General features: G+C 67.2%; 25 protein-coding genes. 16 read left to right on the top strand and 9 right to left on the bottom strand.

All coding sequences use genetic code 11. From position 1 onward, the window contains the following. Nucleotides 1-49 precede the first annotated feature (49 nt). Entirely contained in the window at nt 50-466 is a 417-nt protein-coding gene (locus ETX26_RS08395; RefSeq protein ID WP_263853376.1) for an outer membrane protein, read from the top strand. Between the two features lie 53 nt (nt 467-519). On the opposite strand, the gene ETX26_RS08390 is transcribed toward ETX26_RS08395, so the two are convergent. From ETX26_RS08390 to ETX26_RS08370, 5 genes are all read right to left on the bottom strand, one after another. Continuing rightward, entirely contained in the window at nt 520-1,164 is a 645-nt protein-coding gene (locus ETX26_RS08390; RefSeq protein ID WP_129524268.1) for a phosphoribosylanthranilate isomerase, read from the bottom strand. A 4-nt stretch (nt 1,165-1,168) separates the two neighbouring features. Further along, nucleotides 1,169-1,843, bottom strand: a complete 675-nt coding sequence (gene pyrF / locus ETX26_RS08385; protein WP_129524267.1) for an orotidine-5'-phosphate decarboxylase — start codon at nt 1,841-1,843, stop codon at nt 1,169-1,171. Beyond that, nucleotides 1,840-2,220, bottom strand: a complete 381-nt coding sequence (locus tag ETX26_RS08380; RefSeq protein WP_129524266.1) for a hypothetical protein — start codon at nt 2,218-2,220, stop codon at nt 1,840-1,842. Before ETX26_RS08380 ends, pyrF begins: the two co-directional genes overlap by 4 nt. A gap of 64 nt (nt 2,221-2,284) precedes the next feature. After that, entirely contained in the window at nt 2,285-3,595 is a 1,311-nt protein-coding gene (gene purB, locus ETX26_RS08375) for an adenylosuccinate lyase (RefSeq protein ID WP_129524265.1), read from the bottom strand. A gap of 31 nt (nt 3,596-3,626) precedes the next feature. Continuing rightward, nucleotides 3,627-5,228, bottom strand: coding sequence for an ABC-F family ATP-binding cassette domain-containing protein (locus tag ETX26_RS08370; RefSeq protein WP_129524264.1), 1,602 nt, complete (start codon nt 5,226-5,228; stop codon nt 3,627-3,629). A gap of 198 nt (nt 5,229-5,426) precedes the next feature. Between ETX26_RS08370 and ETX26_RS08365 the strand changes: the two genes are divergently transcribed. From ETX26_RS08365 to ETX26_RS08340, 6 genes are all read left to right on the top strand, one after another. Beyond that, the gene (locus tag ETX26_RS08365; protein ID WP_129524263.1) at nt 5,427-5,753 is read left to right on the top strand and encodes an ArsR/SmtB family transcription factor; all 327 of its coding nucleotides are present in this window, start codon (nt 5,427-5,429) and stop codon (nt 5,751-5,753) included. Then, complete coding sequence (locus ETX26_RS08360; RefSeq protein WP_129524262.1) at nt 5,750-6,160, top strand: SRPBCC family protein; 411 nt, start codon at nt 5,750-5,752, stop codon at nt 6,158-6,160. The genes ETX26_RS08365 and ETX26_RS08360 overlap by 4 nt, the downstream gene beginning before the upstream one ends. Further along, on the top strand, nt 6,160-6,357 hold the full coding sequence (locus tag ETX26_RS08355; protein WP_129524261.1) for a hypothetical protein: 198 nt from the start codon (nt 6,160-6,162) through the stop codon (nt 6,355-6,357). The genes ETX26_RS08360 and ETX26_RS08355 overlap by 1 nt, the downstream gene beginning before the upstream one ends. Next, entirely contained in the window at nt 6,354-6,761 is a 408-nt protein-coding gene (locus ETX26_RS08350; RefSeq protein WP_225425668.1) for a DUF1801 domain-containing protein, read from the top strand. Before ETX26_RS08355 ends, ETX26_RS08350 begins: the two co-directional genes overlap by 4 nt. 13 nt (nt 6,762-6,774) lie before the next feature. After that, the gene (locus ETX26_RS08345; RefSeq protein WP_225425667.1) at nt 6,775-7,143 is read left to right on the top strand and encodes a DUF1801 domain-containing protein; all 369 of its coding nucleotides are present in this window, start codon (nt 6,775-6,777) and stop codon (nt 7,141-7,143) included. A gap of 111 nt (nt 7,144-7,254) precedes the next feature. Next, the gene (locus tag ETX26_RS08340; protein WP_225425665.1) at nt 7,255-8,478 is read left to right on the top strand and encodes a mechanosensitive ion channel family protein; all 1,224 of its coding nucleotides are present in this window, start codon (nt 7,255-7,257) and stop codon (nt 8,476-8,478) included. Nucleotides 8,479-8,490: 12 nt separating this feature from the next. Here ETX26_RS08340 and ETX26_RS08335 read toward each other — a convergent pair whose 3' ends face one another. Together ETX26_RS08335 and radC are read right to left on the bottom strand one after the other, a co-directional pair. Then, nucleotides 8,491-9,327: a hypothetical protein gene (locus ETX26_RS08335; RefSeq protein ID WP_129524259.1), complete on the bottom strand. Its 837-nt coding sequence runs from the start codon at nt 9,325-9,327 to the stop codon at nt 8,491-8,493. A gap of 87 nt (nt 9,328-9,414) precedes the next feature. Further along, the gene (gene radC, locus ETX26_RS08330) at nt 9,415-10,137 is read right to left on the bottom strand and encodes a RadC family protein (protein ID WP_129525300.1); all 723 of its coding nucleotides are present in this window, start codon (nt 10,135-10,137) and stop codon (nt 9,415-9,417) included. Nucleotides 10,138-10,196: 59 nt separating this feature from the next. Between radC and ETX26_RS08325 the strand changes: the two genes are divergently transcribed. From ETX26_RS08325 to ETX26_RS08285, 9 genes are all read left to right on the top strand, one after another. After that, the gene (locus tag ETX26_RS08325; protein ID WP_129524258.1) at nt 10,197-13,421 is read left to right on the top strand and encodes a YdbH domain-containing protein; all 3,225 of its coding nucleotides are present in this window, start codon (nt 10,197-10,199) and stop codon (nt 13,419-13,421) included. A 47-nt stretch (nt 13,422-13,468) separates the two neighbouring features. Further along, nucleotides 13,469-13,678, top strand: coding sequence for a YnbE family lipoprotein (locus tag ETX26_RS08320; protein WP_129524257.1), 210 nt, complete (start codon nt 13,469-13,471; stop codon nt 13,676-13,678). Nucleotides 13,679-13,704: 26 nt separating this feature from the next. Next, the gene (locus tag ETX26_RS08315) at nt 13,705-14,103 is read left to right on the top strand and encodes a YdbL family protein (protein ID WP_191984709.1); all 399 of its coding nucleotides are present in this window, start codon (nt 13,705-13,707) and stop codon (nt 14,101-14,103) included. A 141-nt stretch (nt 14,104-14,244) separates the two neighbouring features. Next, the gene (locus ETX26_RS08310) at nt 14,245-14,580 is read left to right on the top strand and encodes an AtpZ/AtpI family protein (protein ID WP_119511480.1); all 336 of its coding nucleotides are present in this window, start codon (nt 14,245-14,247) and stop codon (nt 14,578-14,580) included. 71 nt (nt 14,581-14,651) lie between these two features. Next, on the top strand, nt 14,652-15,410 hold the full coding sequence (locus ETX26_RS08305; protein ID WP_129525298.1) for a F0F1 ATP synthase subunit A: 759 nt from the start codon (nt 14,652-14,654) through the stop codon (nt 15,408-15,410). Between the two features lie 47 nt (nt 15,411-15,457). After that, nucleotides 15,458-15,685 carry a F0F1 ATP synthase subunit C gene (locus ETX26_RS08300; RefSeq protein WP_047805836.1) on the top strand — a complete coding sequence of 76 codons (228 nt, stop codon included), beginning with the start codon at nt 15,458-15,460 and terminating at the stop codon, nt 15,683-15,685. A 91-nt stretch (nt 15,686-15,776) separates the two neighbouring features. Beyond that, on the top strand, nt 15,777-16,271 hold the full coding sequence (locus ETX26_RS08295; RefSeq protein WP_129524256.1) for a F0F1 ATP synthase subunit B family protein: 495 nt from the start codon (nt 15,777-15,779) through the stop codon (nt 16,269-16,271). After that, nucleotides 16,264-16,827 (top strand): F0F1 ATP synthase subunit B family protein, encoded by a 564-nt coding sequence (locus tag ETX26_RS08290; protein ID WP_129524255.1) that lies wholly within the window; start codon nt 16,264-16,266, stop codon nt 16,825-16,827. Before ETX26_RS08295 ends, ETX26_RS08290 begins: the two co-directional genes overlap by 8 nt. A 67-nt stretch (nt 16,828-16,894) precedes the next feature. After that, nucleotides 16,895-17,503, top strand: a complete 609-nt coding sequence (locus ETX26_RS08285; protein ID WP_129524254.1) for a flavodoxin family protein — start codon at nt 16,895-16,897, stop codon at nt 17,501-17,503. 40 nt (nt 17,504-17,543) lie between these two features. Here the strand turns inward: ETX26_RS08285 and gloB are convergent, their stop codons facing one another. Together gloB and rpsA are read right to left on the bottom strand one after the other, a co-directional pair. Next, nucleotides 17,544-18,299, bottom strand: coding sequence for a hydroxyacylglutathione hydrolase (gene gloB, locus ETX26_RS08280; RefSeq protein ID WP_129524253.1), 756 nt, complete (start codon nt 18,297-18,299; stop codon nt 17,544-17,546). Nucleotides 18,300-18,409: 110 nt separating this feature from the next. Continuing rightward, the gene (rpsA, locus tag ETX26_RS08275) at nt 18,410-20,110 is read right to left on the bottom strand and encodes a 30S ribosomal protein S1 (protein WP_129524252.1); all 1,701 of its coding nucleotides are present in this window, start codon (nt 20,108-20,110) and stop codon (nt 18,410-18,412) included. Nucleotides 20,111-20,675 lie beyond the last annotated feature (565 nt).

Here is a 20,675-nt window from a genome sequence, read left to right as displayed (position 1 = left end):
AAAAACAATGAAAAAGTTCGCTTTGGCAACCCTGCCTGCCCTCGTGGGAATGGCCGTTATCGCATCGCCCGCGCAGGCCAACGAAGGCCGTGTGGAAGCGCGCGGCGGCATCGCCTGGGCCAATGGCCATGAAGAGGCCGTTGCGGGCGTCGCCGGCGGGTACGACTTCGACCTGGGCCAGGCGACGTTCTTCGGTATCGAAGGCTCGGCAGACAAGATCCTCGCGGATGGCGCGGACGTCGTCTGGGGCGCCACGGCCCGCGTCGGCGCCAAGTTGAGCGCGAACGGCAAGCTCTATGCCGCCGGCGGCTACACCTTCGGCGAGGGCGAGGACACGCCGCACCTCGGCGCCGGCTATCAGCATCGGCTGGGCACCAATCTCTACCTCAAGGGCGAGTACCGCCACTTCTTCAGCGACTTCGTCGACGTGAACACGGCGGTGGTCGGCGTCGGCTTCACCTTCTGAAGCCTGCGAGAACATTGCGAAGGGAAGGGCGGCTCTGCGGGGCCGCCCTTTTTCTATGCGCCGCGTGCTGCCGCGCAGAAAGCCGCGATCAGCGCCGGGTCCTTCACGCCCGGTGCGCTCTCCACGCCTGAAGAGGTGTCGACCAGCGGCGCACTGGTCGCGCGGATCGCCTCGGCGACATTGCCCGGCACGAGACCTCCGGCGAGCCCCCAAGGGAGCGGCCCGCGATAGGCGGCGAGCAGCGACCAGTCGAACCGCAGGCCCATTCCACCGGGCAGAGCGGCACCCTTCGGGGTCTTGGCATCGAACAGGATCAGGTCCGCCGCGTCACGGTAGGCGCCCGCGCGCGCGACATCGGCCGGCGCGGCGACCGAAACCACTTTCCACACCGGCAGGCCGAAGCGCGCACGGAGCTGCGCCGCGCGTTCGGGCGTCTCGTCGCCGTGTAGCTGTATCGCGTCGAGAGCACCCGCCGTCACCGCCTCGGCGAGCAAGGCGTCGTCGGGATCGACGAACAGCCCGACCTTGCCGATCCGCCCGTCCGCGCGGGCCGAGAGTTCGCGCGCGGTGCCGGGGGCGAGATGGCGTGGCGACGGGGGGAAGAACACGAAACCGCAGTGATCGGCGCGTGCCGCTATCGCCGCGTCGAGCGCCTCGGGAGTCGTGATCCCGCAGATCTTGATGGCGGGCGCCGGCACGGCTTCAGAGCGTCGCTTCAATCGCGATCGCGGCTGCCACAGGATCCTCGGCGCGGCTGATCGGGCGGCCGACGACGAGCACGCTCGCCCCGTCGTCGCGTGCCTGGCGGGGGGTAACGACGCGCTTCTGGTCGCCCGCTCCGTTGCCCGGCAGGCGCAGGCCGGGAACGACGAAGAACCCGCCCTTCCATTGCCGGTGAACTGCGCCGACTTCCTGTCCCGAGCAGACGATCCCGTCGAGCCCGGCTGCCTCGGCGAGCTCGGCAAGGCGCATGACCTGATCGTGGGCGCAGCCTTTCACGCCGGTGCGCTCGAGATCGCGGTCGTCCATGCTGGTGAGCATCGTCACGGCGACGACTCTCGTCCCGTTGCTGGCCGCGGCCTTGGCATCTTCCATCATCGCGCGTCCGCCGCTGGCGTGGACGGTGACGATGGCGGGCTCGAGCACATGGATCGCCTGCATCGCGCCGGCGACGGTGTTGGGAATGTCGTGCAGCTTGAGATCGAGGAAGATCGGCAGGCCGAGGTGCGCGATCTCGTGCACGCCGTGGTGTCCGTGCGCGCAGAAGAATTCGAGACCCAGCTTCACGCCGCCGATATGCGCTTTGACCTTGCCGGCCAGCGCCTTGGCCGCGTCGAGCTGGGGGAGGTCGAGTGCGAGATAAACGGGATTGGTCATAGCGGATCTTTGGGGCGCTCGCCCGCCGGATCGGCCGGTGATGGGCTCGGCTCGCGCACGGGTTCGTGTGCGGGTTCGCGTACCGGCTCGCGCACGGGTTCGGGCGGGGGCGAGGCCGCGGCGGCATTGGCTACGGCGGTCCGATGCGCGGTTTCGAGCGAACTGATCCGGCGGTGCAGCCGCCACTTCGAACCCTGGTGCAGCAGCCACATCGGCACCAGGCCGAGCAGGAACGAGACCACGACCAGCGCCGGGATCTTCGTCTCCAGCACCAGCCCTTGCCAGATCGTGAGCTCGATCGGGCGCCAGTTGAACGCGGAAAAGACCAGCAGTACGACCAGCAGCAGGACCCAGACGATCGTTCTCACCACTTGCATGCTCTGTCTCGCTCCCCGTTGATGGCGGCCTGGATGCTAAACGCCTTGGCAACCCAAGGGAAGCCTAGCCGAAAACGCGCGCGAAGATGCGGTCGACTTCCTTGAAGTGGTAATCGAGGTCGAATTTCTCCTCGAGCTCGGCCTCGCTCAGCGCTGCGGTGACTTCGGCATCGGCCTTGAGCAGGTCGAGCAGCGAGAGCGCGCCGTCCGATTCCCACACCTTCATCGCGTTGCGCTGGACGAGGCGGTAGGCGTCTTCGCGGCTCACGCCGGCCTGGGTGAGCGCGAGCAGGACGCGCTGCGAGTGGACGAGGCCGCCCATCCGGTCGAGGTTCTTCCGCATCCGCTCGGGATAGACCAGCAACTTGTCGATCACGCCGGTGAGGCGCGCGAGCGCGAAGTCGAGCGTGATCGTCGCGTCGGGGCCGATGAAGCGTTCGACCGAGGAGTGGCTGATGTCGCGCTCGTGCCACAGCGCGACGTTCTCGAGCGCGGGCAGGGCATAGGCGCGGATCATGCGCGCCTGGCCGGTGAGGTTCTCGGTCAGGATCGGGTTGCGCTTGTGCGGCATGGCCGAGCTGCCCTTCTGCCCGGGCGAGAAGTATTCCTCCGCCTCCAGCACTTCGGTGCGCTGGAGATGGCGGACCTCGACCGCGACCCGCTCGATCGACCCGGCGATCACCGCCAGCGTGGCGAAGAACATCGCGTGCCGGTCGCGCGGGATCACCTGCGTGCTGATAGGCTCGACCTTGAGGCCGAGCCGCTCGGCGACGTGCTCCTCCACCCGCGGATCGACGTTGGCGAAGGTGCCGACCGCGCCGCTGATGGCGCAGGTCGCGATCTCCTCGCGCGCGGCGACGAGCCGCTGGCGACAGCGGGCGAACTCGGCGTAGGCCTGCGCCAGCTTGAGGCCGAAGGTCACCGGCTCGGCATGGATGCCGTGGCTGCGGCCGATGGTCGGGGTGTACTTGTGCTCCTCCGCCCGGCGCCTGATGGCGGCGAGCAGCTGGTCGAGATCGGCCAGCAGGATGTCGGACGCGCGGGCGAGCTGGACCGCGAGCGTCGTGTCGAGCACGTCCGAGCTGGTCATGCCCTGGTGCATGAAGCGCGCCTCATCGCCGACCTGCTCGGCGACCCAGGTGAGGAAGGCGATCACGTCGTGCTTAGTCACCGCCTCGATCGCGTCGATCGCTTCGACGTCGATCTTGGGGTCGGTCGCCCACCAGTCCCACAGCGCCTTGGCAGCGCTCTTCGGCACGACGCCGAGTTCGCCCAGCTTCTCGGTCGCATGCGCCTCGATCTCGAACCAGATGCGATAGCGCGCCTCGGGCTCCCAGATCGCAGTCATGTCGGGGCGGGCGTAGCGGGGGACCATTCTCGACTCCGGTTGCTGGTTGGCGCAGCCGCTAAGGGGCGGGAGCGGGGATAGCAAGGGGCAGCGCGAACTCGCGATCGCACCCCACCGCTTCGAGAAATCGCCGATCGTGGCTGACCAGCAGCAAGGCGCCGTCGTAGGAGGCAAGCGCCTGCTCGAGCATCTCGACGGCTTCGATATCGAGATGGTTGGTCGGCTCGTCGAGCACCAGAAGCTGCGGCGGCACCGGACCTCCGGTCACGAGCGCGAGGCCCGCGCGCAGCTTCTCGCCGCCGCTCAGCGTCGCCGCCGGCCGCAACGCGTCCCGGTTTCGGAAGGCGAAGCGAGCGAGGACTTCGTGGGCCTCGCGTGCGGTCATCGCCGGGTGGCGAGCACGCATGTTGGCCACCAGGTCGCGTGCGGGATCGAGTATGCCGACGTGCTGATCGAGCATCGCCAGCGCACCTTCGGCGCGCTCCACGGTGCCGGTGCTCGGCTCGAGATCGCCAGTCGCAATTCGCAGCAGGCTGCTCTTCCCGCTGCCGTTCGCTCCGCTGACGACCACGCGCTCCGGTCCGGTGATCGAGAAGGACAATGGGCCGAACAGGCGCTCGCCGCCGTGTTCGAGAGTTACCGCGTCGAACCGTAGCAGGCGGCGGTTCGCGGGCACGCCGGCGGAGGGCAGTTCGATGCGGATCGGAGTGACGATCTCCACCTGCTTGCGAGCGTCTTCGACTGCGGCGCCGGCATCTTCCAGCAGACGCTCCGCGAGATGCTGATCGCGGGCACCGGTGTTCTCCGCCCGCTCGGCCCTGGCGCCCAGAAGGATGCGGGGCATGTCCCCCTTCGCGGCCTTCGCCCGGCCGGCCTTGTCTCGCCGCGCCTTCTTCTCGGCCTGGCGCTGGACCGCCCGGGACTGCTGCTTGAGATTGCGCGCGGCGCGGTCGAGTTCGTCACGGGCGCGCTCGCGTTCGGCATCGCGCGCCTCGACGAAGGCGCTCCATCCGCCACCGAAGGAGAAGACGCCGACCGGCGAAAGTTGCACGATCCGGTCCATGCCCTCGAGCAGCGCTCGGTCGTGGCTGGCGACGAGAGCGCCGCCGGGCCAACCGGCGAGTAGTTCGCCAATGGCCTCGCGCCCGTCAGCGTCGAGATTGTTGGTCGGCTCGTCCATCAGCAGCACTTCGGGTTCGCCGAGCAACATCGCAGCCAGGCCGAGCCTCGTCCGCTCGCCGCCACTGAGGGATCCGACCGAACGATCGGGAACGATGCCCGACAGTTTAACGCTGGCGAATGCGTCTTCCAGGCGCTGTTCGAGAGTCCAGTCGGCCAGACCCGCATCCTCGACCGAGCCTTGGCCCGCATCGAGCCTGCGCAAGCGCGCAAGATCCTCCGCGATGCCCAGCGCCTCGGCCACGCTGCCGTGGTGCGGCTGCACTTGCCGCAACATGGCGATCCGCGCCGTCCGGGTCGCGATTCCGGCGGTCGGCTCGCGTTCGCCGGCAAGGATGGCCAGCAATGTCGATTTTCCCGACCCGTTGCGGCCGACCAGCCCGACCGTCTCACGGCCGAGCGAAAGCGTCAGTTCGGTGAAAAGAAGGGTGCCGTCAGGCGCGGCTGCGGACAGACGATCGATGGTAAGAAGGGCAGACATAAAGACACTCGGCTGGCTGGAAACAGGAGACGTGATCCAAAGCCGTGTCGTTCATTGTCCAGGTCCTTCGAGTTGAGGAGACGAGGATAGGGCCGGCGGCACGAAAAACAACTGCCCTCTCCTCGTCGGGCGAGCCGGACCGGAGCAAGCGAAATCCGGCCGTTGACGTATTTATAACTGGTGGGTTATGAATTGCCGATGGCAACGTGCGATCCCGATACCCTTTTCCGCTCTCTGTCGGATGCGAGCCGCCGGGCGATCTTCGAGCGACTGTGCCGCGAGGGTGAGCTCACGGTGGGCGGGCTCACGCGCGGATCGGGAATCTCGCAGCCGGCGGTCTCCAAGCATCTCGGGGTGCTTAGGGAAGGTGGGCTGGTCGAAGGACGGCGCGCCGGTCGTTCGACCTACTATCGCGCGCTGCCGGCACGGCTCGCGCCGCTCGACGACTGGACGGGACAGATGCGCGCGTTCTGGGAAGCGCGGTTCGACGACCTCGACGATCTGCTGGCGAGGATGGACAATTGACTGCAGCGGCTAGCGAAACCCGCACGCTCGTCGTCGAACGCGAGTTCGCACATCCGCCGGAGCGGGTTTGGCGCGCCCTGACGCAAAGCGATCTGCTTACCGAATGGATCATGCCGAACGATTTCCGTGCCGAGGTGGGCGAGCGGTTCGAGATGGTGGCCGAATGGGGCAAGGTGGAAGGCGAGGTGCTCGCGATCGAGCCGTTGCGCTCGCTGAGCTATCGCTGGAACGGCCCCGGCCTCGAAAGCGTGGTGAACTGGACGCTCGATCCCACGCCCTCCGGCACGCGGCTGCGGATGGAGCAGACCGGCTTCCGGCCCGAGGAAAAGATGGCGTATCACGGCGCGCGGGCGGGCTGGCCGCGGTTCCTCAAATCGCTCGATAACCTGCTGGAAAGGATGGACTGATGGGCGCCCGGATCAGACAACTGCATCGCTGGACCTCGATGATCTTCACCCTGATCGTCGTGGGCATATTCGCCTTCCAGGCGTTCGCGGTACCGCCGGAATGGCTCTACTACACGCCACTGCCGTTCCTGTTCTTCCTCATGCTGACGGGCATTTACATGTTCGTTCGCCATTACCGCAGGCCCGGCCGGTCATGACGGGCAAGCCCAAATTGCTGTCCGGCGGCAATCCGCAGATCCCGAAGGGGGAGGGCGATGCGCCGGTGCAGGCGTATATCGCCGCCATGCCCGGCTGGAAGCGCGCGGTCGGCGAGGCGCTGGACGCCGCGATCGTCAGCGCGGTTCCCGGTGTCGAGAAGGCGGTGAAGTGGAACAGTCCGTTCTACGGCAAAGAGCAGGGCCGCTGGTTCGCCTCGTTCCATTGCTTCGACCGCTACGTGAAGGTGACGTTCTTCCGCGGTAGCTCGCTCGAACCGCCGCCGCCCGAAAAGTCGAAGTATCCCGAGGTGCGCTACTACCACATTCACGAAGGCGAAATGCCGGGCGACCAGTTCACCGCGTGGGTGAAGCAGGCGGCGAAGCTGCCCGGCGAGAAGATGTAGCAGGAGGCGCGGTTTGGCGCAGGACAACGAACAGGGCGACTGGCGGCGTGCGAAGCTCGCACAGGCACGCGAGGTCATCATGGGTGCCGATCCCGAGATCGTCGAGGAGGCCAAGTGGCGCAAGCCCTCCAACCCCGCCGGCGTGCCGACCTGGAGCCGCGAGGGCATCATCTGCACGGGCGAAACCTACAAGGACAAGGTCAAGCTGACCTTCGCACAGGGCGCCGCGCTGGACGACCCGGCGGGCCTGTTCAACGCCAGTCTCGACGGCAACGTGCGGCGCGCGATCGATATATTCGAAGGGGACGCGATCGACGCGCCGGCCCTGCAGGCGCTCGTGCGCGAGGCGGTCGCGTTCAATCTCGCGAAGAAGAAGCGGTAAGTGGCGACTGCCTGATTTGACACAGCAGTGCCCGACGGGCACCTAAGCGGCCTTCATCGATCGCGAACAAAGGAACCAGCCGCCCGCACGGACGGACGGCATGACACGCCCATGATGGACCTCCCGACTTACGAAGACTTCGGCCTGACCGGCCTTGCTCCTGCCGCAGAAGCGCTGATCGGGCTCGGCGTGCTGGTGGCGATCGCCTGGCTGGCGAACTTCGTCGCCAAGAAGATCATCCTGCGCCTGCTGATGGCCCGGCTGTTGCCGAAGGACGGGCCGCATCCGGGCAAGGTTGTCGCATACCTCGCCAACATCGTTCCGGCGCTCATCGTCTCGCACGGCATAAGGCTCGTTCCGCACCTGCCCTACGCGGTTAAGGAGGTGGTCTCCAACGTCGCGGCCGCGCTGATCATTCTCGTGATCGCCATGGCGATCAGTGCGGGGCTCAGCTTCGTAAAGGATCTCTACGATCGACGGCCGGATGCCGCGAACCGGCCGATCAAGGGCTACATCCAGGTGCTGAAGATCGTGGTGTACGCCGCCGCCGCGATCCTGATGGTCGCCGCGCTGATCGAGCAATCGCCGCTGCTGCTGTTGTCCGGCCTCGGCGCCATGGCGGCGGTGCTGTTGCTGGTGTTCAAGGATACCATCCTCTCGCTCGTCGCCTCGGTGCAGCTCACGTCGAACGACATGCTGCGGGTGGGCGACTGGATCGAGATGCCCGAGCTCAATGCCGACGGCGACGTGATCGACATCGCACTGCACACGGTGAAGGTGCAGAATTTCGACAAGACGATCACCACCATTCCCACGCACCGGCTGATCTCGGACAGCTTCAAGAACTGGCGCGGGATGTCCGAAGCGGGCGGCCGCCGGATCAAGCGCGCGATCAACATCGACCAGAACTCCATCCGCTTCCTCGACGAGGAGGAGAAAGCCAAGCTCCGCCGCTTCAAGCTGATAGACGGCTATCTCGCCGACAAGGAGCGCGAGATCGGTGAATGGAACACCGGCCTGGGCGAGGCCGCGCGCGAGCCGGTCAATGCCCGGCGCGTGACCAATGTCGGCACCTTCCGCGCCTACGTCATCGCCTATCTGCGCGCGCACCCCAGGATCACTCCCGCGATGACGCTGCTCGTCCGCCAGCTGGAGCCCGGCGCCCAAGGTCTGCCGCTGGAGATCTACTGCTTCACCGACACCACCGCCTGGGGCGACTACGAGGCCATCCAGGCGGATATTTTCGATCACCTGCTGGCGATCATGCCCGAATTCGGACTGCGCATCTTTCAGGAGCCGAGTGGACTGGATTTGCGGGGGCTCGTCGCGGGATAGGACGATCGAGCGTCACCAGCGGTGGTCGCAGCGCCGCTCGACGCCGCGCAACGGACAGCGCTGGATCGCCGCGTCAAGCCGCGCCTCGTATTCGCGGTCGAACAGCTGGCGCTGCTTGAGCGTCTCGGCGTGTTCTATCGCCTCGATCAGCAGCGCGGGGTCGTGCCGGGCGTAGGCCGTGTGGAGCATCCACACGAACAACTGGTTGCCGGCCTCCCGCGACCGGGGCTGCGCGGCGTAGAGCTGGCGCCATAACGCCAGGGCCTCGGCTGCGGCGGCGTCCGATCCCGGGTTGTCGCCGAGCACCCACCGGATGAAAGCCTCGTCGGTCAGGTCGCGTGCGAGATTGCGCATCAGGTATTCGTTGGCCGGGTCGCCCGCGACGAGCGCGCGGCCGAACCGGACCGATTCGGCCAGCGCCGTGCGCCCGCGATCATAGGCCGGCCCGCGAAAGCCCGCGACGATCGACAGCCGCAATGCGCGCGCGTACTGCATCGCGGTCGCGCCGCTCGTGGGCACCTCGCCGCCGAAGCCGGCGAGTATGGCGTCGAGCGTGTCGAGCGCCTGAATGCTTTCCCCATCGTCGAGATAGGCTTCGGCGAGTGAGAGCTGCATTTCCCGCTTTCCGCCGATCACGTCCGCGCGAGGTTCGTTGAGGGCCGCTTCGGCCTTCTCCACCTCGGCGATCGCCTGCCGGATCGTGCCGATGCGGACGTAGGGCGTGTTCTTCGCCCGCTCGGCCTGAAGGAAGAGTTCGGCAGCCTCCTGAAGATGGCGTTCGGCATCCTGCGCGGCGGCGGGCGCGGCAAGAAGCAGCGCGGCAGTGAAAATCGGAGCAGCAAGGCGCATCAAACTTCCCCCGTGGTTTGATGTGGCATCAACCTGCCATGTCCCGCCTCTCATGGCAAATCGGTGGCGTCTCCTCGGCCTCTTCGGTCAGATCAGTCCCTTCGCCTTCAGGCTCGTGTGTCCCTCGCGCCCCACGATCACGTGATCGTGGACAACGATGCCGAGCAGCCGCCCGGCTTCGGCAATGCGCTGCGTGATCTGGATATCGGCGCGGCTCGGCTCGGGATTGCCGCTCGGATGGTTGTGGACCAGGATCATCGCGCTCGCGCCGACGTCGAGCGCCTTCTTCACCACTTCGCGCGGATGAATCGCCGCCTCGTCTATCGAGCCGTCGCCCACGTGGTGATCGGCGATCAGCCGGTTGCGCGTGTCGAGATAGAGCACGCGCACGCGCTCGACCGTGAGGTGCGCCATGTCGATCGTCAGGTAGTCGAGCAGCGCCTGCCAGCTTCCCAGCACCGGTTTCTGTGCGACCTGCCCGCGCGCCATGCGCCGGGCCGCGAGGGCGACCGCCTTCAGCGTGGCCGCGCCGGTCTCGCCCATGCCCTTGACCTGGCGCAGCGCGCCGGGATCCGCGTTGAGCACCCCGGGCAGCGATCCGAAGCGGGCCAGCAGGGCCTTGGCGAGCGGCTTGGTGTCGCCGCGCGGGTTGGCGGCGAAGAGCAGGTATTCGAGGACCTCGTAATCCGCCAGCGCCTCCGCGCCGCCGGTCAGCAGGCGTTGCCGCAGCCGCGCGCGATGGCCCGCGCCGGCGTGTGCGGCGCCGATCTGGTCCGGCTTTTCGGTCCCCTGCGGCAACCTTCCCCCCATGGTCGCGTTCGACACGCGATGCATTGCCTTTGCCGGGCGATGCGCGCAAGTGGGGGACGATGGCGCTGGCCGAAGACGACAATGCAGACGAGGTTGAGGCCGAAGCGCCGCGCCGGCGCACGATGAGATGGCGCTGGCGCATCGCTCTCGCGCTTCTTGTGCTGATCCTGGCGGCGCTTGCCGCCGCGTGGTTCTCGCGCGAGCGGATCGCCACAGACGTCATTGCCGGAATGCTCGACGACTACGATCTCGCTGCCGAATACGAGATCGAGAGCATCGGGCCCGAGCGGCAGGTGCTCCGCAACGTCGTGATCGGGGACCCGCTGCTGCCCGACTTGACGATCGAGCGCGTGACGGTGAACATGCGCTACGGCTTCGGGACGCCCACCATCGGCCGGGTCGTGCTCGAACGGCCGCGCCTGTTTGGCCGGCTGCGCGGCGGTGAGCTCAGCTTCGGCAGTCTCGACCGCGTGCTGTTCCGCGACACGGGAGCACCGCCGGGACTGCCTGATCTCGATCTCAAGCTCGTCGACGGCCGCGCGCTGCTGGAAACCGACTTCGGGCCGGTCGGGATCAAGGCCGAGGGGGCCGGCAGACTGAAAGGCGGCTTTGCTGGCATCGTGGCGGCGACCGCCCCCGAGCTTGCCGACGGCGGCTGCGCCGCGCGCGACACGACCGTCTACGGCTATTTCACGACCAGCGCCGGAAAGCCGCGCTTCGCGGGGCCGGTGCGGCTCGGAGCGCTCACCTGCCCCGAGAGCGGATTGCGGCTGGCCGATGCCTGGATGGAGCTGGACGCGACGGCCGACGCGGACCTGGCAGGCTACGAAGGCACGGCGAAGCTAGCGAGCGGGCGGGCCGCGCTGTCCAGCCTTGCGGCGAACGGCGTCAACGGAACCTTGCGTGCGACCTGGCGCGAGGACCGGCTGACGGCGCGCTATTCGCTGGTCGGGCGCGGGGTGGCGCATCCGCAGGCGCGGTTTGCCGTCCTCACGGCCAAGGGCCTCCTGCGCACGCGCGACTCCTTCGATCAGGCGGAGACAGATGCCGAGATCGAGGGCAACGGGCTGCGCATGGGCGATGGATTCGCCGGCCAGCTCGGCGGCCTGGCGCAGGCGGGGCGCGACACGCTGCTTGCGCCGCTGCTCGAACGTTTTGCCGGCGCTCTCCAGCGCGAGGCTCGCGGCAGCCGGCTCGCGGGCAACCTGCGGCTGCGCAAAGACGGCGAGGCCCTGTCGCTCGTCGTCCCCAGTGCGGCCCTGCGCGGCGGCAGCGGCGCGACGCTGCTGGCGCTTTCGCGGGTCCACTTCAGCAGCCCGGCGGGGGGCGCCGCGCGCCTGACCGGGAATTTCAGCACGGGCGGGGAAGGGCTGCCGCAAATCGTAGGCCGGATGGAGCGGCTTCCGGGGCGCGATGCGGTGCTGCGGCTGCGGATGGCCGAATATGCCGCGGGCGATTCGCGCCTGGCGATTCCGGAGCTCGTGCTGGCGCAGGGGCCGGGCGGAGCGCTCGGCTTTTCGGGGAGCGCGGTCGCCACTGGCGCGCTCCCGGGCGGTTCGGCGCAAGATCTCGTCGTGCCGCTCGACGGCGCCTGGTCAAGCGGGGGCGGACTGGCGCTGTGGCGCAGTTGCACCGAGTTCCGCTTCGACCGGCTCGAACTCGCCAATCTGGCGCTCGAACGCCGCGGTCTGACGCTGTGCCCGCGTCGGGGCGCGCCGATCCTCGCCTACGGCGACGGAGGACTCCGCCTCGCGGCCGGTGCGCCTTCGCTCGATCTCGCGGGCGAGCTGGCGGGGACGCCGATCGCGCTCCGCACCGGGGCGGTTGGCTTCGCCTATCCCGGCAACCTCTCGGTGCGCGACGTCGTGGTCGCGCTCGGGCCGGACCGGGAGGCGAACCGATTCCGCGTGAGCGACATCCAGGCGACGCTCGGCAGCGAGATCGCCGGGACATTTGCCGACGCCGACGTCGAGCTCTTCTCTGTGCCGCTCGACTTGCGGCAGACGGCGGGCAACTGGCGCTATGCCGGCGGGGTGTTCGCGATCGACCAGGGCAGCTTCGTCCTCGAGGATCGCAGCGAGACCGATCGCTTCAATCCGCTGATGGCCCGCGGCGCCACGCTGACGCTGGAGAACAACGTCATCCGCGCCGACGCGCTTCTGCGCGAGCCGATCAGTGAGCGCGAGGTGACCGAGGTCGCGATCGTACATAACCTCTCGAGCGGCACCGGCCATGCCGACCTTGCGGTGAACGGCCTGCTCTTCGACGAATCGCTCCAGCCCGACATGCTGAGCCCGCTCGCGCTGGGCGTGATCGCCAATGCTCGGGGCACTGTCACGGGCACAGGCCGTATCGACTGGAACGCGCAAGGCGTGACGAGCTCCGGGCAGTTCTCCAGCGAGAGCCTCGACTTCGCCGCCGCGTTCGGGCCGGTGCGCGGCGCTTCGGGCACGATCGTCTTCAGCGATCTCATCAACCTCACCACCGCGCCCGGGCAGACGCTGCGCGTCGCCTCGGTCAATCCTGGCATCGAGGTGCTGGACGGCGAGGTCGAGTTCGCCTTGCGCGAGGGACAGTTCCTCTCGGTCGTCGGCGGCACCTGGCCCTTCATGGGCGGCACGCTGACCTTGCGCCCGGTCGACCTCAACCTCGGCGCGAGCGAGCAGCGGTCCTACATTTTCGAGATCACGGGGCTGGATGCGGCGACCTTCATCCAGCAGCTCGAGCTCGGCAATATCAGCGCCACCGGCACGTTCGATGGCGAAGTGCCGATCGTGTTCGACAAGCAGGGCAACGGCAGGATCGAAGGCGGCCGCCTGATCTCGCGTCCACCGGGCGGGAACCTGTCATATGTCGGCGAACTGACCTACGAAGACCTGTCGCCGATCGCCAACTTCGCCTTCGACGCGCTGCGCTCGCTCGACTATCGCCGGATGACGATCGACATGAACGGCAACCTGTCGGGCGAGATCATCACCGAAGTGCGCTTCGAAGGGGTGAGCCAGGGCGAGGGCGCGAGCGAGAACTTCGTCACCCGCCAGATTGCCGGGCTGCCGCTCGAGTTCCGAGTCAATATCCGCGCGGCTTTCGCGCAGCTCCTCACCAACCTGCGCTCGCTCTACGATCCCGCCTTCGTGCGCGATCCGCGCGAGCTGGGCCTGCTCTCCGACGACGGCACGCGCCTGCAGCCGCAGGTGCGCCCGCCGCCGGAAGCGATCAGGCCCGAAGACCTGATCCCAGACGAACCGCCCGTTCAGACCCACGAAAGCGAGACCATGCCATGACGTCAGCCGAATTGACTGCGCGCCGCCCGGCTGCGAGAACCCTGCCCATGCAGGGGGATGCGACAGGGCCGAAGCGGGCGATCCGTTCGCTGCCGCTGGTGGTGGCGGGTTTGGTGACGCTGGCTGGGTGCATTTCCGTGGAAGCGCCCGACAAGCCGATCGTCATCGAACTCAACATCAACATCCGGCAGGAAGTGATCTACCGGCTCGCGGAAGACGCGGGCAATACGATCGAGGAAAACGCGGAAATCTTCTGATGGGAAGCGTTGTGAAGGGATCTGGCATGAACAGGGATTTGGTTCGCAAGATGGCGCTCGCCGCCGCCGGCTTCGCGCTTGCCGCGGGCGGACTGGCAGGAACGGCTCATGCGCAGCGCGACCCGGCCTACGAGGCCGCGCGCGAAAGCGGCAAGGTGGGTGAGAAGATGGACGGCTATCTGGGCATCGTCGGCGCTTCGACGCCCGAGCTGCAGCGCATGGTCAACGACATCAACATCAAGCGGCGCGCGGTCTACGCGCAGAAGGCGCAAGCGGCCAACGCGACGCTCGAGGAATACGCGCTGACCGCCGGCTGCATCGCGATCGCGCGGACCAAGCCGGGCGAAAAGTATCAGGCACCGGACGGTTCGTGGCAGACGCGCACCAGCGCGCCGCCGCAGCGCGACAGCCGCTGCCCGGCCTAGGTGCGAACCTCGGGCGGCGAAAACTTCTTCCGCAATGCAGCGACCCGCCGATTGACTCGGTCATAGGTGCCGCCTAAGGGGGCGGCGCCCTCGGCGGGCAGTAGTTGCCCGTGCCTCGCCTTCCCGTTCAAGGAGCATGGCATGAGCGACGACAAGCCCGCACGAGAACCTATCGCCGAGGATGCGCGGATCGATGCGCTCGAAGAGCGGCTCAAAGCCGCACGCGAGCGCGAAGATCAGCGCAACCGGCCGCAGGCGACCGGGGCCGATGCGAACTATCGCAGCGGCAACCGGGTGCTCGCGGATCTGCTCGGCGGTATTCTCGGCGGTCTCGTGCTCGGCTGGTTGGTCGATACCTTCGCCGGCACGTCGCCCTGGGGTCTGTTGGTCGGCCTGTTCCTCGGAATAGCGGTGGCCTTCAGGAACATTTTCAGGATGGCGAACACGCGCTCCGACGACTCCTCTCCCGAGGGGTAGCCGCGAGCGCGGATGTTCATGAGGTAGGGACTTAGACAGCCGTGGCAGCCGAACCGGCCAAGGTCGACCCGATGTACCAGTTCACGATCGAGCCGCTGTTCGGCTCGGAGAACTGGGAAATTGCGGGCTTCAACATCGCCTTCACCAACAGCGCGATGTGGATGCTGATCACCACTGTGGTGCTGGGCATCTTCGTGTGGGGCGGGATGAAGCGCGAGCTCGTCCCCGGCCGCTGGCAGATGGCGGTCGAGACCTTCACCGGCTTCGTCGAGAACATGCTGGAAGCGAACATCGGCGAGGCGGGGCGCAAGTACGTGCCTTACGTGTTCTCGCTGTTCATGTTCATCCTCTTCGCCAATCTTCTCGGTCTGCTGCCGCTCGGCATCGTCGGGCTTCACCCGTTCACCTTCACCAGTCACTTCACCGTGACCGGCATTCTCGCCGCGATCAGCTTCTCCATCGTGCTGATCGTCGGTTTCTGGAAGCACGGCTTCCACTTCTTCAGCCTGTTCGTGCCGCACGGCACGCCGCTGCCGATGATCCCGGCAATCTTCCTGATCGAACTGGTCAGCTTCGCCGTGCGGCCCTTCAGCCTTGCGCTGCGGCTGTTCGTCGCCATGATGGCCGGCCACGTGCTGCTCGAAGTGCTGTCGAGCTTCGTGATCGACGGCACCAACGCCGGCGCGCACTTCGGCCTGCTGGTCGGCCTTCCCAGCTTCCTGCTGATGATCGGCATCTGCGCGCTGGAGATCCTGGTCGCGGGCATCCAGGCATATGTTTTCGCTCTTCTGACGTCGCTCTACATCAACGACGCGGAAAACCTCCACTGAGCTTTACCAACCCGAATTAACGAATTCGATCCAAAGGAGTTTTTGACATGGACGTAGAAGCTGCAAAGCTGGTTGGCGCTGGTCTCGCCGCGATCGGTGCGGGCATGGCCGCGATCGGCGTGGGCAACGTGTTCGGCTCGTTCCTCGAGAGCGCGCTGCGCAACCCGGGCGCTGCCGACGGCCAGCAGGGCCGCCTGTTCATCGGCTTCGCCGCTGCCGAGCTTCTCGGCCTGCTGGCGTTCGTCGTGGCGATGATCCTGATCTTCGTCGCCTGATCGACCGACTATCCGTCGTCGGCCGGGTTTCGCCCGGCCGGCACGCTTTCTTCCGCCTGACTTCGGCGCCTGACTTCCGGGACGTGCTTCGATGCCCCAGATAGCCCAGCTCGCAGAAACCTTCTCCAGCCAGATATTCTGGCTGCTGGTGTTCTTCGGGATCGTGTTCTTCGTCGTCGGCCGGGGCATGGTCCCCAAGGTGATGGGGACCGTGGCCCAGCGCGACAGCCAGATCGGCAGCGATCTCGCCGCCGCCGAAGCCGCGCGTGCGCAGGCGGATGAGGAAGAGGAAGCCTGGCGCAAGCGCGAGAATGAAAATCGCGCCGCCGCCCAGGCGCTCGTTGCCAAGGCGAAGGCCGATGCCGCCGCGAGCAGCGAGAAGAAGCTCGCGGCCGCGCAGAAGCGGCTCGACAAGAAGCTGGCCGATGCGGAAGCTGCGGTTGCCGCCGCGCGTACGTCGGCGCTGGCCGAGATCGAAGGCGTGGCGGCCGAAGCCGCGCAGGACATCGTCCAGCGGCTGGCCGGCGTCAGCGTCACCGCCGCCAGTGCGAAGAAGGCCGTCAAGGAGGCCATGAGCAATGGCTAACACACCTGAAGTCTTCGCCACCGACGCCGCCCAGACCGAGACAGTGGTCGAACACGGTTCGGTGGAGCACGTCGAGCCCGAGCTGTTCGGCCTTGCCCCGTTCCAGGTCGTCGCCGTGGCGATGACGGTGCTGATTCTGATCGCGATCTGGAAGAAGGTCCCCGGCATGATCGTCGGCGGGCTCGACAACAAGATCGCGGCGATCAAGCGTCAGCTAGACGAAGCCAAGACGCTGCGCGCCGAAGCCGAGGCGCTGCGCGACGAATATCGCCGCAAGGTCGCCGGGGCCGAGAAGGACGCGGAAGCCATGCTCGCCAACGCCCAGCGCGAGGCGGACGCGATTCTCGCCAAGGCGGAAGAGGACAGCAAGGCGATGGTCGAGCGCCGCAAGCGCATGGCCGAGGACAAGATCGCCGCTGCCGAGCGCGAGGCGGTCGAGAGCGTGCGTGCCCATGCGGCGAGCGCCGCGGCCGCCGCCGCGGGCAAGCTGATCGCCGAGAAGCATGACGCCGATGCCGACCGCAAGCTGGCGGACGACCTGATCGCAGGTATCTGAGCGCTTTCCACCGCTGTGGAACGATAGAGAGGGGCCGTGCGCTTTCTCCTGTAAACAGGAGAAGCGCATGGTCCTTTCCGCAATAGCGATAAACTGCACGCTCAAGTCTTCGGGTGACGAGGCAAGCTCCACCGATGCGATGATCGGCGTTCTCGCGCAAAAGTTCGCCGAGCGCGGTGTTGCGCTTTCCGAGACGCTGCGCATCGCCGACTACAATGTCCTGCCCGGCGTCACATCGGATGAAGGTGAGGGCGACGACTGGCCCGAACTGCGGGCGAAGATCCTCGCGCACGATATCCTCGTCTTCGGCGGGCCGATCTGGCTTGGCCAGATAAGCTCGCTCGCCAAGCGGGTGCTGGAGCGGATGGATGCCTTCCTTAGTGAGACCGACGACAAGGGGCGGATGCCGAGCTACTCCAAAGTGGCCGTTGCCGCGATCGTCGGCAACGAGGACGGGGCGCACTGGTCGACCTCGCAACTGTTCCAGAGCCTCAACGATCTCGGCTGGACGATCCCCGCCGCCGCTGCCTGCTACTGGGTGGGCGAGGCGATGGGCTCGACCGACTTCAAGGATCTCGATCAGACGCCCGAGAAAGTGACGCAGACCGCCGGGATGGTCGCGGCGAATGCCGTGCATCTCGCCGGGCTGCTGAAGGAGAAACCGTACCCGGGGTGATCGGATATCTCCCCCTTCACTGAAGAGGAGGGGGCTTCTGTCAGAAGCTGTCCTTCGCTGCCCTGAGCGCCGCGAATGTTTCGTGCGGGGCGGTGCCGCCCCAGCGGCCGCGCAGGGCTTCGGTGTTGGCGCGCAGGAAGGGATTGGTCGCGAGCTCGCGCGACAACGGCATGGGAACGGTCGGCTCGCCCCGGGCGCGGCGTTCGTCGATCTCCCGGGCGTAGAGCTGGAGCTCGGCGTTGTCCGGGTCTGCGTGGAGCGCGAAGCGGGCGTTGGCCTGAGTGTACTCGTGCGCGCAGTAGAGCGTGGTCTCGCGGGGCAGGGCCTTGATCCGCTCGAGGCTGGCCCAGAACTGTTCGGGCGTCCCCTCGAACATCCGGCCGCAGCCGAGCGCGAAGACGCTGTCGCCGACGAAGGCCGTGCCGGCTTCCGGCAAGTGGTAGGCGACGTGCCCCTCGGTATGCCCGCCGACGTCGATCACCTGCGCTTCGAATCCACCGAGCGTCACCGTGTCGCCGTCGCCCACGATCCGGTCGACGGGTGCGATCTTCTCGACTTCTTGCGGGCCGGTCACGGTCGCGCCGGTGGCCTCGACGATCGCCTTGTTCCCGCCGGCGTGATCGGGGTGCCAGTGGGTGTTCCAGATCTGGGTGATGCGCCAGCCCTTTGCCTCTGCCTGGCGCAGGTATTCGGCGCCGTCGGGCGTGTCGATCGCGGCGGTCTCCCCGCTCTCCGGGTCGTGGAGCAGGTAGCCGTAGTTGTCACCGAGGCAGGGGAACTGATGGACTTCGAGCATGGCGCTCATCCTACGCGCCGGGGCTGATATAGGAAAGGCCCGCCTGCCGGGTGGGCAAGCGGGCCTTCCTTGTCTCCTCCAGCTTCCGCTGGGTGACGGCGCCGGTGGCGTCAGTCCTTCTTCTTCAGCGCTTCGCCGAGGATGTCGCCGAGCGAGGCGCCCGAGTCGGACGAACCGAACTGCGCAACGGCTTCCTTCTCTTCGGCGATCTGGCGCGCCTTGATCGAGAAGTTCGGCTTCTTCGAACGGTCGAAGCCGATGACCATCGCGTCGACCTTCTGGCCGACCTGGAAGCGGTCGGGGCGCTGCTCGTCGCGGTCGCGGCCGAGGTCGGAGCGCTTGATGAAGCCGGTCGCGCCGTCTTCGCCGACCTGCACCTCGAGCCCCCCGTCGCGCACTTCGAGCACGCTGACGGTGACGATCTCGTTCTTGCGCAGCGCGCCCGAAGCGCCCGCCTCGCTCGGCGCGCCCTTCTCGAGCTGCTTCATGCCGAGGCTGATGCGCTCCTTGTCGACGTCGACATCGAGCACGATGGCCTCGACCTCTTCACCCTTGCGGTGCAGCGCCAGCGCGTCCTCGCCCGAGATGCCCCAGGCGATGTCGGACATGTGGACCATGCCGTCCACGTCGCCGTCGAGGCCCACGAACAGGCCGAACTCGGTGGCGTTCTTGACTTCGCCGGTGACCTTCGAACCGATCGGGTGCTTCTCGGCGAACTCTTCCCACGGGTTGCGCTGGGCCTGCTTGAGGCCGAGCGAGATGCGGCGCTTCTCGCTGTCCACCTCGAGCACCATGACTTCGACTTCCTGCGAGGTCGAGACGATCTTGCCCGGGTGCACGTTCTTCTTGGTCCAGCTCATCTCGGAGACGTGGACCAGGCCTTCGATGCCCGGCTCCAGCTCCACGAAGGCGCCGTATTCGGTGATGTTGGTGACGGTGCCCGTCAGCTTCGCGCCGACCGGATACTTCGCACCGACGCCGTCCCACGGATCGCTCTCGAGCTGCTTCATGCCGAGGCTGATGCGCTGGGTTTCCTCGTTGATGCGGATGATCTGCACGGTGACGGTGTCGCCGATGTTGATCACCTCGCTCGGGTGGTTGACGCGCTTGTAGCTCATGTCGGTGACATGGAGCAGGCCGTCGATACCGCCGAGGTCGACGAAGGCGCCGTAATCGGTGATGTTCTTGACGACACCCTCGATCACCTGGCCTTCGGAGAGCTTGTCGATCAGCTCGCTGCGCTGTTCGGCGCGGGTTTCCTCGAGCACCGCGCGGCGGCTGACGACGATGTTGCCGCGGCGGCGATCCATCTTCAGGATCTGGAACGGCTGCGGCATGTCCATCAGCGGGGTCACGTCGCGGACCGGGCGGATGTCGACCTGCGAACCGGGCAGGAAGGCCACGGCGCCGTCGAGGTCGACGGTGAAGCCGCCCTTGACGCGGCCGAAGATGCGGCCCTCGACGCGCTTGCCTTCGCCGAACTCGCTTTCCAGCTTGTCCCACGCGGCTTCGCGGCGGGCGCGGTCGCGGCTGAGCATGGCTTCGCCGTCGGCGTTCTCGACACGGTCGACGAAGACTTCGACTTCGCTGCCGACCTGCAGGCCGTGCTCGTCGTCGACGCGCATGAATTCCTTGAGGTTGACGCGGCCTTCGCTCTTCAGGCCGACGTCGATCACGGCCATGCCGTTCTCGATCGCGGTGACGGTGCCCTTGACGACGCGGCCTTCGAAGCCTTCTTCGCCGGCGCCGCCGAGCTGTTCGTTGAGCAGCGCCTCGAAATCGGCGCGCGTGGGGTTGGCGGAAGTTGCCATGAGTTGCTGTTTCCTAGTTCACGTTTTTTCCGGCCAAGCGGTTGGGTCCGCTGGTCTTCTGGCCAGACTCTCCGCCGGGCCGGATGCCGTGGCGGAGGTTCTCCGAACGCGCGGGGGAGGGAGGGGCGGGAAATGCAGGCCGGGGCGGACGAACCGCCCGAATGCGACCGGCAATGCCAAAGGAAGCCTGCCTCCGACCGGACCCATGCGTCCGTCGAACGGGCGCGCGCCTAGGCGAAAGCGGGCGCAAAAGCAAGCGAAACCGCGCGGCGGCGTTGACGCTCCGCGGGGTTTTAACGCGGTGTCACCTTGCGCCCTCCACCCTCGGTGGAGAGGCCTTTTCGCGCGTGCCGGTGTGTGGACTTCGCGAGAGGGAAAGCCACACCCACTTGAGGGTGTCACCTTGCGCGGCGGGCGGGGCTGGAGGAGGCGAGTCGCGGTGCGCATGAGGAGGTGGTGGCACAGCGAAGGGCATGTAGGAAAATGGTTTCTTGCGAGGTGAGGTCGCGCGTTCACGGAGGCACGGAGGTTCGGTTTCGCGCCGAGTTCGTAGGGAACGCGGCGA

This window comes from Pelagerythrobacter rhizovicinus (genome assembly GCF_004135625.1).
GTDB classification, from domain to species: domain Bacteria; phylum Pseudomonadota; class Alphaproteobacteria; order Sphingomonadales; family Sphingomonadaceae; genus Pelagerythrobacter; species Pelagerythrobacter rhizovicinus.
The sequence above is the reverse complement of the archived record's forward strand: the minus strand, read 5'-3'. Positions and strand labels throughout refer to the sequence as shown.